The sequence below is a fragment of the Shewanella sp. LZH-2 genome, assembly GCF_016859145.1.
GTDB classification, from domain to species: Bacteria; Pseudomonadota; Gammaproteobacteria; order Enterobacterales; family Shewanellaceae; genus Shewanella; species Shewanella xiamenensis.
The window spans coordinates 327,743-344,298 of record NZ_CP069350.1 but is presented as its reverse complement, the minus strand read 5'-3'; the positions used below and the strand labels follow the sequence as shown (position 1 = coordinate 344,298).

At 46.2% G+C, this 16,556-nt stretch carries 14 protein-coding genes; 9 read left to right on the top strand and 5 right to left on the bottom strand.

Features of this window, described 5'->3' with window-relative positions:
- Positions 1 to 80 precede the first annotated feature (80 nt).
- Positions 81 to 1,109 (top strand): diguanylate cyclase, encoded by a 1,029-nt coding sequence (locus JM642_RS01670; protein ID WP_037423204.1) that lies wholly within the window; start codon positions 81 to 83, stop codon positions 1,107 to 1,109.
- A gap of 83 nt (positions 1,110 to 1,192) precedes the next feature.
- Here the strand turns inward: JM642_RS01670 and typA are convergent, their stop codons facing one another.
- Positions 1,193 to 3,004: a translational GTPase TypA gene (typA, locus tag JM642_RS01665; protein ID WP_203432556.1), complete on the bottom strand. Its 1,812-nt coding sequence runs from the start codon at positions 3,002 to 3,004 to the stop codon at positions 1,193 to 1,195.
- 974 nt (positions 3,005 to 3,978) lie between these two features.
- Here typA and glnA point away from each other — a divergent pair.
- Together glnA and JM642_RS01655 are read left to right on the top strand one after the other, a co-directional pair.
- A complete protein-coding gene (gene glnA, locus JM642_RS01660; RefSeq protein WP_037425030.1) occupies positions 3,979 to 5,388 on the top strand; it encodes a glutamate--ammonia ligase in 1,410 nt (469 codons plus the stop codon).
- A gap of 573 nt (positions 5,389 to 5,961) precedes the next feature.
- Positions 5,962 to 6,219: a YceK/YidQ family lipoprotein gene (locus JM642_RS01655; protein ID WP_229777784.1), complete on the top strand. Its 258-nt coding sequence runs from the start codon at positions 5,962 to 5,964 to the stop codon at positions 6,217 to 6,219.
- A gap of 142 nt (positions 6,220 to 6,361) precedes the next feature.
- Here JM642_RS01655 and JM642_RS01650 read toward each other — a convergent pair whose 3' ends face one another.
- Together JM642_RS01650 and JM642_RS01645 are read right to left on the bottom strand one after the other, a co-directional pair.
- Positions 6,362 to 7,483: an aminotransferase class V-fold PLP-dependent enzyme gene (locus JM642_RS01650; protein ID WP_172588049.1), complete on the bottom strand. Its 1,122-nt coding sequence runs from the start codon at positions 7,481 to 7,483 to the stop codon at positions 6,362 to 6,364.
- Positions 7,484 to 7,487: 4 nt separating this feature from the next.
- Positions 7,488 to 8,666 (bottom strand): monodechloroaminopyrrolnitrin synthase PrnB family protein, encoded by a 1,179-nt coding sequence (locus tag JM642_RS01645; protein WP_203432555.1) that lies wholly within the window; start codon positions 8,664 to 8,666, stop codon positions 7,488 to 7,490.
- Between the two features lie 281 nt (positions 8,667 to 8,947).
- Between JM642_RS01645 and JM642_RS01640 the strand changes: the two genes are divergently transcribed.
- The 4 genes from JM642_RS01640 (at position 8,948) to JM642_RS01625 (ending at position 12,285) form a co-directional block, all read left to right on the top strand.
- Positions 8,948 to 10,291, top strand: a complete 1,344-nt coding sequence (locus JM642_RS01640) for an anaerobic C4-dicarboxylate transporter (protein WP_037423187.1) — start codon at positions 8,948 to 8,950, stop codon at positions 10,289 to 10,291.
- 211 nt (positions 10,292 to 10,502) lie between these two features.
- On the top strand, positions 10,503 to 11,168 hold the full coding sequence (locus tag JM642_RS01635; protein ID WP_172589164.1) for a CHAP domain-containing protein: 666 nt from the start codon (positions 10,503 to 10,505) through the stop codon (positions 11,166 to 11,168).
- A gap of 3 nt (positions 11,169 to 11,171) precedes the next feature.
- Positions 11,172 to 11,750 carry a hypothetical protein gene (locus tag JM642_RS01630; protein ID WP_203432554.1) on the top strand — a complete coding sequence of 193 codons (579 nt, stop codon included), beginning with the start codon at positions 11,172 to 11,174 and terminating at the stop codon, positions 11,748 to 11,750.
- Positions 11,751 to 11,772: 22 nt separating this feature from the next.
- Complete coding sequence (locus JM642_RS01625) at positions 11,773 to 12,285, top strand: M23 family metallopeptidase (protein ID WP_203432553.1); 513 nt, start codon at positions 11,773 to 11,775, stop codon at positions 12,283 to 12,285.
- Positions 12,286 to 12,306: 21 nt separating this feature from the next.
- On the opposite strand, the gene JM642_RS01620 is transcribed toward JM642_RS01625, so the two are convergent.
- The gene (locus JM642_RS01620) at positions 12,307 to 12,480 is read right to left on the bottom strand and encodes a DUF2986 domain-containing protein (RefSeq protein ID WP_037423172.1); all 174 of its coding nucleotides are present in this window, start codon (positions 12,478 to 12,480) and stop codon (positions 12,307 to 12,309) included.
- 304 nt (positions 12,481 to 12,784) lie between these two features.
- On the opposite strand from JM642_RS01620, the gene JM642_RS01615 reads away from it, so the two are divergent.
- Positions 12,785 to 14,959: a TonB-dependent receptor gene (locus JM642_RS01615; RefSeq protein ID WP_037423169.1), complete on the top strand. Its 2,175-nt coding sequence runs from the start codon at positions 12,785 to 12,787 to the stop codon at positions 14,957 to 14,959.
- A 77-nt stretch (positions 14,960 to 15,036) separates the two neighbouring features.
- Here JM642_RS01615 and JM642_RS01610 read toward each other — a convergent pair whose 3' ends face one another.
- A complete protein-coding gene (locus JM642_RS01610) occupies positions 15,037 to 15,156 on the bottom strand; it encodes a YqaE/Pmp3 family membrane protein (RefSeq protein WP_229777800.1) in 120 nt (39 codons plus the stop codon).
- 220 nt (positions 15,157 to 15,376) lie between these two features.
- Between JM642_RS01610 and JM642_RS01605 the strand changes: the two genes are divergently transcribed.
- Entirely contained in the window at positions 15,377 to 16,555 is a 1,179-nt protein-coding gene (locus tag JM642_RS01605; RefSeq protein ID WP_037423166.1) for a GGDEF domain-containing protein, read from the top strand.
- Position 16,556 lies beyond the last annotated feature (1 nt).

Here is a 16,556-nt window from a genome sequence, read left to right as displayed (position 1 = left end):
GAACGGAAGATGGTTTTATCACTAATACTCATCTCAAATAAGAAAAATAAAACGCTTATATTCTTACTTGAGGTGAATCTATGCGACAGAGACGCTTGCAACTTATGCAGTCACTTTTTGATGAATATATTGAGATGTACGCTGCACGGGATGACAAACTCACAGCCCGCTTTAGCGATACTTTTAGTGGTTATGCAGGTAGCAGCGATATTCTTGTCACCAGTAAAGATGAATGGGTAAAAATAACCCGTCAGGACTTCGCCCAAGTCCCCGAACGGATCCATATTGAAGTGTTAGATCTTTCACTACAGGATCTTGCCGAAGATATTATTGTTATTACAGCGTTTTTCCATATACACCTCCCTATTCCAGACTCGATACTCAGCCAAGAAACCGCAAGGTTAGTGCTGATTTTTCGCCAAGAAAGCAACGATTGGAAAATCGTCCATAGTGGAATATCCATTCCCTATGGTTTAGCAAAACAAGGCGAAATTTACCCGATGACGAGTTTAGAAGAGCGCAATCGAGAGCTAGAGTCCATTATACAAGCGCGAACCTATGAACTTGCCGAAGCGAACAACAGACTCGAAAAACTCAGCAATACCGATGGGTTAACCAATATTGGCAACCGTAGATTGTTTGATCAAATGCTGCAAAAGGAATGGAGTCGTGGGCAACGCAACAACACGCCACTCTCGCTTATCATGCTCGATATTGACCACTTTAAATTATTTAATGATTTTTATGGCCATCTCGCAGGAGATGACTGTCTCAAGATGCTGGCGAACAGCTTATCTCAATCAGGTCGTCGGGCAGGTGAATTAGTTGCACGCTATGGCGGCGAAGAATTTGTTATTTTACTCCCCAATACGGATCACCAAAGCGCACTCGACACCGCCAAGCACGTACATCAACTTATTCAATCGCTTGCTATACCCCATATTAAAACAGACATAGGAATTGTCACGGTCAGCGTGGGTGTTGCGTGTTTACTCCCCTCAGATAAACATAATGCCTTAGAATTAGTCCACCAAGCAGATACCGCCCTTTACTTGGCGAAGTCCGCAGGTCGTAACTGCATACGCTCAGTACATGAACCTGAAATATAGCCATTAAAAAGCCCCGCTAAGTTGCCTTAGCAGGGCTTTATTCACTGTATGGCAGTCACTTTACGTGCCCACCACAACCACCATTAACCGCGGCTAGCGCGCTTACGGTCGTTTTCAGTTAAGTGTTTCTTACGAACACGGATGCTCTTAGGTGTTACTTCAACTAATTCGTCATCATCAATAAACTCAAGCGCTTGCTCAAGAGTTAAGGTGATTGGCGTAGTCAGTACTTGAGCTTCGTCAGTACCAGAAGCACGCATGTTAGTCAGCTGCTTACCTTTCAAACAGTTAACTGTCAGGTCGTTAGAACGTGAGTGAATACCCACAACTTGACCTTCGTAAACTTCGGCTGCGTGGCCAATAAACAGACGACCGCGGTCCTGCAGACCGAACAGTGCGAATGTCAGCGCCTTACCCGTAGCGTTAGAGATCAATACGCCGTTAGCACGTTGACCGATATCGCCACCTTTGTGCGGACCGTAGTGATCGAATGAGTGGTAAATCAGACCAGTACCAGAAGTTGCAGTTAAGAACTCAGTTTGGAAACCAATTAAGCCACGGCTTGGGATGATAAAGTCAACGCGCACGCGGCCTTTACCGTCAAGCTGCATATCTTTCATCTCAGCCTTACGGATACCCAGCTTCTCGATGACTGTACCTTGATGCTCTTCTTCAACGTCAACGGTCAGGGTTTCGTATGGTTCACACAGTTCGCCATCGATGGTTTTTAAGATAACTTCTGGGCGAGAAACCGCTAATTCGTAACCTTCACGACGCATGTTTTCGATCAGGATAGATAAGTGTAATTCACCACGGCCAGATACCGCGAAACGGTCTGGGCTATCGGTTTCTTCAACACGCAGTGCCACGTTGTGCACTAATTCCTGTTGCAGACGCTCAAGAATGTTACGTGAAGTCACGTACTTACCTTCTTTACCCGCAAAAGGTGAAGTGTTAACTTGGAAAGTCATGGTCAGCGTTGGCTCGTCAACAGATAAAGGCGGCATCGCCTCTACATTGCCAGCGGCGCACACTGTGTCCGAAATTTTAAGCTCACCCAAACCGGTGATCGCCACGATATCGCCCGCATTTGCTACATCAACTTCGGTACGCTCTAAGCCCATGTAACCTAATACTTGGCCCATTTTACCGTTGCGTACTTTACCGTCGGCACCGATCACGCTCACCTGTTGGTTAGTCTTGATGCTACCACGGTTAATGCGACCCACACCGATAACACCCACGTAAGAGTTGTAATCGAGCTGAGAAATTTGCATCTGGAATGGACCATCCGCATCAGCATCAGGTGATGACACTTTTTCAACGATAGTCTGGAACAGTGGCGTCATATCTTCGCTGACAACATCTGGATCTAAGGTTGCAAAACCGTTTAATGCAGAAGCATAAACGATTGGAAAATCTAATTGTTCGTCAGTTGCACCTAAGTTATCGAACAGGTCGAATACTTGGTCGATAACCCAATCAGGGCGAGCACCTGGACGGTCAATCTTGTTGATAACAACGATTGGCTTTAAGCCTTGGGCAAACGCTTTTTTGGTTACGAAGCGAGTTTGTGGCATTGGACCATCAACGGCATCAACCAGCAACAATACTGAGTCAACCATAGACAGAACACGCTCAACCTCACCACCGAAGTCGGCGTGGCCAGGGGTATCAACGATGTTGATACGATAATCGTTCCACTTGATGGCAGTATTCTTTGCCAGAATCGTGATTCCACGCTCCTTTTCAAGATCGTTGGAGTCCATCACCCGCTCAGTAGCTTCTCCCCGGGTTGCAAGGGTTCCTGATTGCGACAGCAACTTGTCCACCAGGGTCGTTTTGCCATGGTCAACGTGTGCAATAATGGCGATGTTACGTAAATTCTCTAGCACGGATAAACCTCTTACCATCAAACAAAATTAGGGATATTACAATATTCGTTACAGCAATCTACGTTGAGTCGCCATAAAAAAGCGTGACATTCTACTCCAGAGCGGCCATATCGCACAGGATTATTTTTGAACACTTATAAAACTATTTTTTAGGGCCTATGCTAACGAATCAGTTATGGCGATAAGACAAATAACCCAAATGCACCGTTTCAGCGCAGGCAATTTGCCATATTATTTCGACGTCAGTACGACTAACCAGCTGAAATAACTATTCTTCAGGGGAATGGCGTAGCAGACTATGCGCTTAAGGCCGCCATAAGTATAGCGAATAACCCCAATTCGGCAGACCCGTTTTTTCGTCCAAACACATCAGTATGCCAAACCGCTACCTAAGTATTTTCTCGATAGCCTCAATAAATGGCTTTAGACGCAGTTTCAATAAACTCTATTCCCACCTAAGAACAACAAGACTAATCAATTGATTTTTAATGATAAGCAATGAAAACAAGCCAAAATCATTATCAGAAAAACAGCTTAGCATCTCACTGTTTTGTGACATTATGGCGAGCACTGAAAACAGTGACCTTACGCGGTTATCTAGACTTATTTATATGCTAAATTCATTCTGCTTTGCTGAGCCTAATGGATAGTAACAGGCTAACAGCGAGTATGCTGCTCAGCTTGAATATGGGTATGAATTAACCAAGCAAGCCGATGCTCATCGTCACTGCACTAAAATGGGGGCGAATGGCGCGCACCAAAATGGATTAATGCACCAAAATGCCACATCAAAGCGCACCAATAAAGTGCAACACAGAGTTAAAGATAGTGAAATAAAACACATATTCATTAATTATCAATAATTTAAATTGTTGGCATAGATATCGCTTTATAGCTAGTAAGTTTTGCTCAAGCACAACTTGAGTTAAAAGATTATAGAAGGGACATCCCTTTACCCTACCGGAGACTTGAGAATGTCAGTTGAATCAGTTTTAAAGCAACTTGAAGAATTAGAAGTTAAGTTTGTTGATTTACGTTTTACCGACACCAAAGGTAAAGAGCAGCACGTATCTATTCCAGCTCATCAGGTAGACGCTGACTTCTTCGAAGACGGTAAAATGTTTGACGGCTCGTCAATCGCTGGCTGGAAAGGCATTAACGAATCAGACATGGTACTGATGCCAGACCCAACGACGTTTGTACTGGACCCATTCACCGAAGAAACCACTGCACTGATCCGCTGTGACATTCTCGAGCCAGGCACTATGACTGGTTATGACCGCGACCCACGTTCTATCGCGAAAAAAGCGGAAGAATACTTACGCTCTACCGGTATCGCTGACACTGTATTAGTTGGACCAGAACCAGAATTCTTCCTGTTCGACGATGTTCGTTTCGGTACTGACATGTCTGGTTGTTTCGTGAAAATCGACGCTAAAGAAGCGGCATGGAACTCTGGCACTAGCTACGAAGGTGGCAACACTGGTCACCGTCCATTCGTGAAAGGCGGTTACTTCCCAGTTGCGCCTGTTGACTCATCACAAGACTTACGTAGCGCTATGTGTTTAGTGCTCGAAGAAATGGGTCAAGTAGTTGAAGCTCACCACCACGAAGTGGCGACTGCGGGTCAAAACGAAATCGCAACTCGCTTCAACACTCTGACTAAGAAAGCGGACGAAATCCAAATTCTGAAGTACGTAGTACACAACATGGCTCACGCCTACGGTAAGACTGCGACTTTCATGCCTAAGCCAATCGTTGGCGACAACGGTAGCGGTATGCACGTTCACCAATCTCTGGCGAAAGATGGCGTAAACCTGTTCGCAGGCGACAAATACGCTGGTTTAAGTGAAACTGCACTGTACTACATCGGTGGTATCATCAAGCACGCTCGCGCACTGAACGCTTTCACTAACCCAAGCACTAACTCTTACAAGCGTTTAGTACCACACTTCGAAGCGCCAGTGATGTTAGCTTACTCAGCACGTAACCGCAGCGCTTCAATCCGTATTCCAGTGGTACCAAGCCCTAAAGGTCGTCGTATCGAAACTCGCTTCCCAGATCCACATGCAAACCCATACTTAGGTTTCGCAGCACTGCTGATGGCGGGTATCGACGGTATCCAAAACAAGATCCATCCAGGCGAAGCGATGGATAAAGACTTGTACGATCTACCAGCAGAAGAAGCGGCTGAAATCCCACAAGTAGCGACTTCATTAGAAAACGCCCTTGAAAACCTGCAAGCTGACCACGAGTTCTTAACTCGCGGCGGTGTATTTAGCGAAGATTTCATCCAGTCTTACATTGCACTGAAATCTGCAGAAGCTGAGCGTGTAAGCCGTACAACTCACCCATTAGAGTTTGAAATGTACTACAGCCTGTAATGGCTAGATGCATGCAATTACTCACTGTATAAATGCATGCATAAAGTATCAAAGCCCCAACAGTTTTGCTGATGGGGCTTTTTGTTTCTTGAAGGTATACGCTACTTTCATGCTAGTGCAATGACCAACACTTTTCTCTAAATGGCGACATAGCCAACCACTTATTTATCATCAAAAGAAAGCATACCAGCAGACACCACTGCAATAACAACAATAGGGACAGATGTCGTTTAAGACTGAGCTAAACGCGATATAAAACTAACTTATAGGCAGAGGCGTTAACTACAGCGACACTAAAGTTGGGAGTCTCTTTACTGTTGTCTCATTACTGCTGCTGAATAATTGACACATATATTCATGTGGTTAGAATGCCGACTTGCTAAAACTGAATATATCGGTGTCGAACAAAACCAGTTCGGGTTCCATAAGACTAACGCCCAAAGTTAATCAAGCGAGTCGCTCATACCGAAACAATGCGGTTTTTCACATATAAACAATGGAGTGGTTATGCGTTGGTTGACTTGCTTGGTCGTGTGCTGTTCTCTCACGGGATGTGCAACAATAACATCGAGGATGGGAGAAAATTCAACTTGGGGGCATTCTTTCTCCAGTGTTCAAACGGCTGTTGATAATGGCGAGGAGTGTGCGATAGTTTCTGCGTTATCCGCCCCGCCACTGCTACTGTTTACTATCCCTCTGACACTGGTCGATATGGGTAGCTCGCTGATCGTCGATACCGTGATGCTGCCAGTCGATTTGGCTATCACGCCCAGTAATCCCAAGCTCCGAACCCCGCGTTCTATGTTCTGCCACTACAGCTACAGCATTTAAGCATATTCACCCCCATAAATGACCTCAGCCTCAGGGCATGGGTTAACGACATCGGCATTAGGGGGCGCCTTGGTGCCCCAGAGCCATGCTCCCTGTTCAAGGCTATTACGCCATGTCGGCTGAGTAAGCCAAATTCAATCCGTTAACGATGGGCTTTTATTACCTCCAGTAACCTTAGGATATCGGCCTCATCGTTATAAATATGTGGCGATACGCGTATCCCTAAACTGCGGGCATCGACACTGATATTCGCCTCAGCCAATGCCGCCATGATCGGCGCTTGCCGCTCGCCAAATTGCAAAATCAGCGTACCGCTACGCTTATCGATTGCCCTCGGCGAGACGAGCTCATTGTCCAATGCCTGTACCACTGGAGCCATCAGTTGCAAGTTATGCTCACGCATCGCCTGTGAGCCAATATTGGCAAAATATTGAATACTATGGGCGGCAATAGCGTAGGGGACGATAGAAGGCGTGCCGCCCCAAAACCGCAACGCTGTTGGATGATAGCGAAAATCATGAATATCAAACTCGAAGGGATTTTCATGGCTAAACCAACCCACATCCTGTGGCTGACATTCGGGCAAGATGGCAGGATTAACCCACAGATACGCAGCGCCGGGGCCGGAGCATAACCATTTCACACTCGAGCCAATCATAAAATCCGGTTGTAACTTGGCTAAATCCAGCGGCAAAATCCCAGCCGATTGCGCCACATCCACAAGGCTCAAACAGCCCCGCTCACGGGCAAGGGGAATAATCTGCGCGAGGGGGGCCTGTTGTCCCGTGTTTGAATAGGCGTGACTAACAAAGACTAAATCGACATCGTCGCTGATATGTGCGTCCCACACATTGGGGTCGGTAACATCTAAGCCCTTGGGAATAAAGCGCAGTTCACAACTTGCGGGCAATGCCTTTTTAAGGGCGAATCCCATGCTGGGAAAATCAATCTCGCTCATCAGCACCACGGCGCCATCGCGATTTAATCTATCCAGTGACATCACCAACTTGGTCAATGCGCTCGATAGATTCACCTGCGGGCAAAATTCCTGCGGCTGACCATTAAAAAGGCTTGCCAGCGCCGCGGTAAAGTTATCGATGACACCTAACCATTGACCCCAAGGCTCGCGGCCAGACTCCTGCCAAGGTGCAAAAAACGCCTGCTTAAACGCCTGTTCAGTCGATTTAAGTGGTCGTCCCACGGAATGGTTAAGCAGATATCCAGGGCCTGCGAGGCAAAAGTCCTGTTTTACATTTAGCAGCATGGCCTTACCTCAAACTGTCTTTGAGTTTTTTCAAATCATAATAACGGGTGCGAATATCGTCACGTAATACGGCCGCGCGTCTATCCCTTAAACGCTCAAGGGAGGCAAGCAGTACATGCAATGGTGGGCCGCTGGCGGTCACTTTGGCTAAATGTTGTTGTCCCATGCTGACCGAAGGCTCAGCAATATACTTAGTCACTAATTCATTGTGATGTTGAATCGCAGTTTGCCCATGTAATTCACAGACTTCGATAAACAGCTTGAGATTTTCTTGATACCAGTCCTGATGCACACAGCCCTTGGCCTGCAAAAAGTCATCCATCAAATTAGGGCGGCGCATGCATTCCCGCAAGATTTGCTGATCCTCCGGCATCATGTATAAAAACTTATCCACCAGCATTTGCGAATAAGATGCTTCGTTGGCAAAACATAAACCTAGGGTTAAATCGATAACGTTAATCCCGGCAAAGTCGCCCGCATTGGCGCCACGATACACCACAGAACCAACCCGATAGGGTTTGTAATATGGGCGGACACAGTAGAAGAAACGGTCCGTATCTAAACGATTGAATAACTGCGTATTCGAATCAATCACATCCTGCAATGCCTGCTTAGCGACGCGCAGTAAATCGTGACTAATTGGATGAGAAATCCCCAAAGGCTGGATTTTTAATAGCGCATCAGCGGCACGTTTATAGGCCAAAATGCCTTTAGTGTTGTAATCCACAAACAGTTTTTCATCGGGCAGATCGGTAAAACGTTTGTAGATACCATTATGGGCGCGGTTATGGGTGGTTAAATGGGCGGTAGCAAAGCGCGGCGTGACTCCAATTGAGGCGCCGATATGCATCGCCAATGCTGAAGCTTCAAGAAGTGGCGAGGTAGTTTCCCGCGTGGGTTCGGTAATTTCATGGCGACGGCAGGCGGCCATATACAGGCCAACATTGCCCAGTAAATCAAAAGCACTATCAAAGCCTTCGTCGGTATTACCCTCATCGAGCAAAGCTTTAATCAGCTCTCGCCCTTCGCTTTCCAAAGTGTGCTTAAGCTCAGTGCCAATCCCCTGCACATTGGCACGGTCGGTCTGCTGGTCATAAAGCTGTTCGAGCTGCGAGTTGAGTTCTACAAAGCGGCTGCGGATCCACTCATCGAAGGCTTCGGTATTATAGGTGGCAGGTTTCACTTGGACATCCTTGGCGATTGTTATGGTTATTTTTACCGGAGCAAGTACTAGGGCATGTTTCACTTGGCTACAGGCGTCATTAGCGCTTCCGAGTTAACAAGGATGCAACTTCTGGCGACACGTTTCTAGCGCTAGCTCAAATTTATGAAAAATCTAATGCCACTTTTTATTTACACCTTGCGCCAGCGCAAGTTATCAAAGTCAATCGCCTCGCAAAATAACGCCAAATACAGCTAGTCCTAATACAAATAGCGCGGCAGGTTCCGCAGGGGTAAATCAAAATGATTTTAATGGAATTTATTGTCGTACTCGGCTGCTTGCTACTGGGCACCCGCTATGGTGGTATGGGGCTCGGGTTGATAAGTGGTATAGGTTTATTTTTACTGACGTTTGTCTTTGGTCTCGCCCCCGGACAGCCACCAGTGCAAGTGATGTTAACCATTCTTGCGGTTATTGGTTGTGCCGCAGTATTGCAAACCGCAGGCGGCTTAGATGTGATGATGCAGTTTGCCGAACGTTTACTGCGCCGCCATCCACAGTACATCACCATTCTGGCACCGTTAACTACATGGACGCTCACCTTTTTGTGCGGTACAGGCCATGTGGTTTACACCATGTTCCCGATTATCTCTGACATTGCTCTGAAGAAAAACATTCGCCCAGAACGCCCAATGGCGGTCGCCTCCGTCGCCTCACAAATGGCGATTTGCGCCTCCCCTGTATCAGTCGCAGTCGTTTCTATGGTATCGATTTTGGCGGCGCAGCACGGTGTCGGCCATGCCTACAGCATGCTAGACATTTTAATGGTGTCGGTGCCCGCCTCTCTTTGCGGTGTGTTAGTGGCGGCACTGTGGAGCCTACGTCGCGGCAAAGATTTAGATAAAGACGAAGAGTTTCAAGAGCGAATTCAAGATCCTGTGCAAAGAGCCTTTATCTACGACAAGGGCGAAACGCTGCTGAATCAAACCTTCCCCAAAGAAGCGTATTGGGCAACAGGGATCTTCTTTGCCGCTATCGCCGCAGTGGTGTTACTTGGCTCCTTTAGCGAGCTGCGTCCAGTGTTTGAAGAGAAAGGCAAGCTCGCACCACTGTCGATGAACCTAGTGATCCAAATGATGATGTTGATTGCAGGCGCTTTTATTTTGATGAGCTGCAAAGTCAAGCCAGCTGAAATTGCCAATGGTCCAGTTTTTAAAGCGGGTATGGTGGCGATATTCTCGGTATTTGGCGTGGCGTGGATGAGCGATACTTACTTTATCAGCCATATGGATGTACTGAAGGAAAACCTCTCCCACGTGGTGCAAAACCAGCCTTGGACCTATGCCCTAGTGCTGTTTTTAATCTCCAAACTGGTCAATAGCCAAGCGGCCGCGCTCACGGCGATTGCACCGATGGGATTAGCTTTAGGTGTCGATCCTAAGCTATTAATTGCTTTTTTACCCGCCAGTTATGGCTACTTTGTGCTGCCCACTTATCCAAGCGATTTGGCCTGTATCGGTTTCGATCGCTCAGGTACCACTAAAATTGGTAAGTTCATCATTAACCACAGCTTTATTATCCCAGGACTGATTGGTGTTAGTACCGCATCAACCGTGGGCTATCTGTTGGCAACTGCGCTACTGTAAAGTTAGTTTGCGTTAATAAGCACATATCATCAGGCCGATAGCACATTAACGCTATCGGCCTGACGAATTAAAGATGTGCAAGCGCTCAGTACGAAAGTATTAAGCTCCCGCCACACTCCCTTATCAGCTAGACGTCTTTAGCAACAGCAGCATACAATCCCGCCTTATATCATGCTGAATCAATTTATCTTTTGAGAATGTCGTACTAAAGATGATTAAAGGTTTTCGCTTATGGATGCTGATTGTGGGCCTAGGGCTTAGCGTCAGTTTTCTCGGCTATCAGTTGCTTACACGCTATCACTTCAACACTGATCACCAAGTGGGTGATATTATCGACTCCCTCAATGGAATCGAGATTTACTATAACGGTGGCGTCAATACGAATGAGGGACGCAACATCTCCCTCGACGGCTATAACCTCGGCATAAAATATCAATGCGTTGAATTTGTTAAGCGCTACTTTTACCAACGATATCAACACAAAATGCCTGACAGTTTTGGGCATGCCAGGGACTTCTTCGATAATCTGCTCACTGATGGCAGTTGGAATGAAAAACGTGCGCTGCGCCAATTTACCAATGGCAGCCAAAGCAAACCTGTGGCTGATGATTTACTGGTCTTTGCCCCATGGATGTTTAATCCCTATGGCCATGTCGCCATTATCGCGGCCGTCACGGACAACAGTATCGAAATCGCCCAACAAAACCCCGGCCCATTTGCCCCATCAAGGGAATATTTCGTTTTAGAACAACGGGCTGGACTCTGGTATATAAACGCACCACGCGCCAAAGGATGGTTACGCTGGGAGGCAATAAGCCCTAAGGTGATAACAGAAACAGGCGGCTTTATCGACCCTGCGATGGCCATTAAGGAATAAGCTATGGGGATTTTTAACTGGGTAAAACAGCTATTTGCCATAAAAGCGACAACTCGCTCGCAGGCAACGGATCTTCAAGCACTCTTTGGTGGCGAGGCAACTGCGAGTCTCACTTTGCCTAGCCACCAAGACTACCCCCTCGTCACTCCAACAACTGAGACTGAATTATCCGCCTATCAACTCCATTGCTTGTTGAATGAACAAGATAAACAACGACTCGACACTTTACTTTGCCAGGCGGGATTCGAACATGTAGATTCTGACGCGCCATTTAATGGCGTACTGCATCACACCCACCTACAGACAACAGTATTTTTACAGCAATATGCAGATTTTGCGGGGTTCTGCGTACTGCTCATCACCAATGATATCAATCTATTGCAACAGCTTATTACCTTTAAGGCCGCGCCGCCTGCTCCTTGGGAAAGTTTTCCCGATGTTGATCCTGATACACTAGGGAGTTTGCAAGGGAACCTTGAGTTTTGGTGCGATGCGTTTTGGCGACCCTATTGGTTATCACTTGGTGAAACCGAGCGCCTGCAATATCCGACAAACTGGCGAGAATTCAGTGAGTTTCACTAAAAGATTTATGTAAGAGATAATAATGAAACTGAAATATACCGCATTCACTCTCGCACTCTTTTTCCTTGCCGGATGCTTGGTACCTGAACAACCTATCATCCCCGTAAAAGGTGCCACGAATAAGGATTGGAATAGCCAAACCTTTTGGTATGAGCCTTGGGGAAGTTCGGGCACACACAAGGGTATCGATATTTTTGCGGTCACGAGTACCCCGGTTATCGCACCAACGCCCATGCTACTGCTGTACAAAGGTGACTTTTTTAAAGGCGGAAAAGTCGTTGTTGGACTCGGCCCTAAATGGCAAATTCATTATTTTGCGCACCTAGGCAGCATTGAAGCATCGACAGGCTTATTCGCGACACGTGGAGAAACACTAGGCACAGTCGGCACGACTGGCAATGCTCAAGGTAAACCACCCCATTTGCACTATTCCATTTTAAGCCTGTTCCCAAGACCTTGGCGAATAGACACTTCAACCCAAGGATATAAAAAGGCTTTTTATCTCAATCCCATTGAGTATTTAGAGGCTAAGTAAGCTTTATTGAGGATTTAGCTGTTAGAGATTAACGGCTAACTCGACAGGCACTTCTAGCTCATTTTCTGCCGCGAGAGCCTGTGCAACTCGTTCGGCCTTAGCGATATATTTAGGTTTATTACTGGTGTGAAGCTTGGCATTAGCTTTTTTCGCCTTCTGCTTAAGTGTTTGATTAATTTTCTTTTTGCGGTTCATAAGGGTTGTATTTAGGCACAATTAAAGCCGCTATTATAGTCATCCTTAGCCACAGCAACAAATCAGTAGGATGAAGATAAACCCTCAATCTTAATACACCTATAATTGCTATCCGAGTCACAAGTTGCAAAAAAACGCCACATTTTAGCTCGTTTGATTTACAGATCGACTAGACAACCTTGAATGACTTCCTTATTATTCGCAGTTAATAAAAATCACTATCATTTGCAATGTTGTTTAACGGAAGAGTCTGATGCCAAGGAATTCGGTGTAGCAAATTCACACGCCCTTAGCAGGAAGTTATATGACGTTCAAAACCTCGTTTGTTGCTCTCGCTGTCTTTGCAGCACTCACCCAATCCGCTATTGCACAAGAAAAATCCGACACGGAAATAAATAAAAACAAAGAAATAGAAAGAATTACCGTGACCGCGAGCCGTATGGACAAATCCCCAAGCTCGATTCCTAATACAGTGACCATTATCGACCGCGTGCAACTCGAAGAACAGTTCCGCACCACCAAAGATCTGTCGACCATTATCGGCAACTTAGCACCAAGCTTTTCACCTAGCCGCCAAAAGATGAGTAATACGGGTGAAACCCTGCGTGGTCGTGCACCATTAATTATGATCGATGGCGTGCCGCAATCGAACCCGCTGCGCAGCGGTGGTCGTTCAGGACAAACTATCGATCCTGCAATGATTGAACGCATTGAAATTATTCACGGCGCCAATGCGATGCACGGCCTAGGCGCACAGGGCGGTATTATCAACTACATCACCAAAAAGCCCACGGGTGATAACCAGCACGTCGCTAGCTTTGATGTCACAGTCCCTGACTCACTCAAGTCTAACGGTGTCAGTTTTGGTGCCAGCTATGCGTTTTCAGGCGAGTCAGAATTGATCGATATGCTAGGCTCGGTCAGCTATCGCAATAACGGGGTTTACTACGATGCCAATCACGATGTGATTGGGGTGGATACCACGCAAGGCGAGTCCATGGATAGCCAGAGTAAGGACTTCTTCATCAAATTAGGCCACAACTTTACCGAGTCACGCCTAGAGCTGATGGTTAACCATTACAACATGGATAACAATGGCGACTGGATGGCCGTAGCAGGTAATAAACCCAATGGTATTCCAACCGGTGCCGTGGAACAAAAACAGCCCTGGGAAGCGGCTAATAACCAAGTCACCACCACCAGTTTGACCTATAGCCACGAAAACATTGCAGGCCAACAGCTCAACATGCAGTTGTTTAATCAAGACTTTAAAGCGGTGTACGGCGGTGGTTGCTTCGATAGCTTCTACGATCCTTCCTTTGAAGGCAGCGATCAAGTGGTTCAATGTGGCGTAAATAGCAAAGGCGAGCACTTATACTACGAGCAATCACGCAACTCTTCGGTTAAATGGGGCCTAAAAACTTCGTTAATCGCGAAAAACATTGCAGATACTGGCATCGATGCGGCCTATGGTATCGACTTGTTCCGCGATACGACTGAACAGGACTTAGTGAAAACTGGGTTCTCTTGGGTACCTGAAAGCACCTATGATAACTTCGCACCGTATCTACAGTTAGACTATGATTTAATTAAAGATTTAACCGTATCAACCGGTGTGCGTTACGAACACGCTACCCTCAATGTTGATGACTACAAAACCCTCTATGGCGCTGGCAATAAGCAAATCGCGGGGGGCGAAGCCACCTTTGATGAAACCTTATTCAATGTCGGTTTATCCTATAAAATCACGCCGGATATCCGCGTCTACACTAGCTACAACCAAGGTTTTGGCATGCCGGACATTGGCCGTATTCTGCGTGACGGAAACAGTTTCCCCGGCGCCAATCCAAGCATTAGTGACTCTTTAGCCTTAACTCCAATCGTGACGGATAACGTTGAATTGGGTGCCGATTATCAAGGTAGTTTCTTAAGTGCTAAGATTGCTTACTACCGTTCTGCTACCGATTTTGGTGCCCGTTTAGCCTTAAACAGCGACGGTTTCTATGATGTAAAACGTGAAAAAAGCGTCATTGATGGTATCGAAGCGAATGTCACCGCTTATCTGACAAGCAATGATGATTTGGGCATGAACATCGCACTGCAACGGGGCGAATACGATGTAAACGGCGATAATAAGGTCGATACCGATCTCGATGGCGCCAATATTTCCCCGAATCGTATCAACTTATTCTGGACCCACAACTTCGATAATGAAATGTCGACACGTGTTCAAGCAAATTACTTTATGGACCGTGATTTTGAAAATGCCAAAGGTGCTAAATATGCCGAGTTTGATGGTTACACCACTGTCGACGCGTCATTTTCAATGCCGCTCTACACGGGTACCTTAAGCATTGGTGTACAAAACCTGTTTAATAAGGACTATTTCAACTACTACTCACAAACCATGGGTACAAATGATCGTTATTTCAAAGGTATGGGTCGTACTGCCACTATAGGTTATACCGTAGCGTTTTAATAAATGCCTCGGGTTGAATTGATAATCAGCGCAACTTAGGTTGCGCTTTTTATTGGCTCATTGAAACACGCTATGCCTTAGTGACAACGGTAAGGCAGAAACCCGAAAAATAAACACAGCACTATGATAATTAACAGATCTTTGCCTACGCCCGCGTTTAAAAATACCACAACGGGAGGCAATAGAATCGCAATAATGACTCATAGTCATTTGTTTATATCGACAGCAGGCCATCCTTAAACCGTAATAAATGACGAGTAAGCAGTTTTTAACTTCGTCGTTAGCCCACCGGTTTGCAACCATTGCATTATCAACCTGTGGCTTGGGCGTTGTGGCACAGGTCTTCACTTAACATTCAGCCCATTTCAACAAAAATGCCAAAAGCCATCTATAGTTAAAGGAAAATTGAACGCCGCCATGGAATTTGATCCCCAAGCGCTTTTACTGATTAAATTTATTTGTCTACTGACAGGTACAGCCGCTATTGCATGGGGATTAATCGCCAAACCATTGAACATTGCCAAATTAGCCAGCATACGTTTTTCCCTTGCGAATATCTGTGTGTTTATCGGCATCATTCTCAACACTCTAAGAACCGAATCAAATAGTTACCTCTACTGGTTTTGCGCAGATATTGTTATCTTACTCGGATTTATCATGCTGCGTTGGGGCACACAATATCTGTTCCGCTTACAGCACAGCACTAAACTCGATCTCACTATGCTCGCAATCACCGCAGCACTCATGTTGATGGTTCCCCCAAATGTCCAATCTCAGCCGATACTCGCCATGATTTTTTCAGCCAATGCAGCACTATCTTTTGTGATGCTCAGTCGAGATAACTATTACGCTATCCGCAGAGAGACTGGCAATAAGATAGCGATTGCCATGATCACCCCCTTAATCGCGATGGCTATCATCTTCATGATTCGGTTTTTCATCGCCCTGTTATCGCCGAGTGAAACGCCAATATTTATTGCCATGCACACGATTGAAGCCATTCCTGTGCTGTGGTTTTATGTGTTCTTAGCCTTACTTATCAATATCCTGATGATAGGTAATGCGATGACTCGTCTGGTGAGTAAAATCAGAATGTTGGCTGAAAAAGACCAGCTCACAGGGCTGTGGAATCGACGCGCAATGCAAAAAAGACTCACCACAACCCACCAACGCTGGCAGAAAAATGCAGAGCCTTATAGCGTGATCTTGCTCGATCTCGACCATTTCAAACACATAAATGATCACTATGGTCATGATGTTGGTGACCTCGCCCTGCTGACGGCGGCAAGATTATTTAACTCGGTATTACGGGAACACGATGTCCTGTGTCGTCATGGTGGGGAAGAGTTTTTGGTTTTACTGCCAGCCACAAGCGCACCATCCGCAAGAGCCGTTGCGGATAAATTACATCGGATACTGAGGGAAAACCCAATTCACTGGCAGGATAAAAAAGTCCAACTTTGCGCAAGCGTGGGTTACGCCACGATTTACCAAGGATGTCAGCCAGACAAACTATTGATTGAAGCCGATCATGCCATGTATCAAGCAAAATCTGAGGGGCGCGACCGGATCTGCCAAGCATTCCCCTCCCAATAAA

What these genes read in the sequence shown, in the direction of transcription:
- JM642_RS01635 (WP_172589164.1), top strand. Translation starts at nt 10,503, where the DNA reads ATGATTAAAGGTTTTCGCTTATGGATGCTGATTGTGGGCCTAGGGCTT.
- JM642_RS01615 (WP_037423169.1), top strand. Translation starts at nt 12,785, where the DNA reads ATGACGTTCAAAACCTCGTTTGTTGCTCTCGCTGTCTTTGCAGCACTC.
- JM642_RS01640 (WP_037423187.1), top strand. Translation starts at nt 8,948, where the DNA reads ATGATTTTAATGGAATTTATTGTCGTACTCGGCTGCTTGCTACTGGGC.
- JM642_RS01625 (WP_203432553.1), top strand. Translation starts at nt 11,773, where the DNA reads ATGAAACTGAAATATACCGCATTCACTCTCGCACTCTTTTTCCTTGCC.
- JM642_RS01605 (WP_037423166.1), top strand. Translation starts at nt 15,377, where the DNA reads ATGGAATTTGATCCCCAAGCGCTTTTACTGATTAAATTTATTTGTCTA.
- JM642_RS01650 (WP_172588049.1), bottom strand. Translation starts at nt 7,483, where the DNA reads ATGCTGCTAAATGTAAAACAGGACTTTTGCCTCGCAGGCCCTGGATAT.
- JM642_RS01630 (WP_203432554.1), top strand. Translation starts at nt 11,172, where the DNA reads ATGGGGATTTTTAACTGGGTAAAACAGCTATTTGCCATAAAAGCGACA.
- JM642_RS01670 (WP_037423204.1), top strand. Translation starts at nt 81, where the DNA reads ATGCGACAGAGACGCTTGCAACTTATGCAGTCACTTTTTGATGAATAT.
- glnA (WP_037425030.1), top strand. Translation starts at nt 3,979, where the DNA reads ATGTCAGTTGAATCAGTTTTAAAGCAACTTGAAGAATTAGAAGTTAAG.
- JM642_RS01620 (WP_037423172.1), bottom strand. Translation starts at nt 12,480, where the DNA reads ATGAACCGCAAAAAGAAAATTAATCAAACACTTAAGCAGAAGGCGAAA.
- JM642_RS01655 (WP_229777784.1), top strand. Translation starts at nt 5,962, where the DNA reads ATGGGAGAAAATTCAACTTGGGGGCATTCTTTCTCCAGTGTTCAAACG.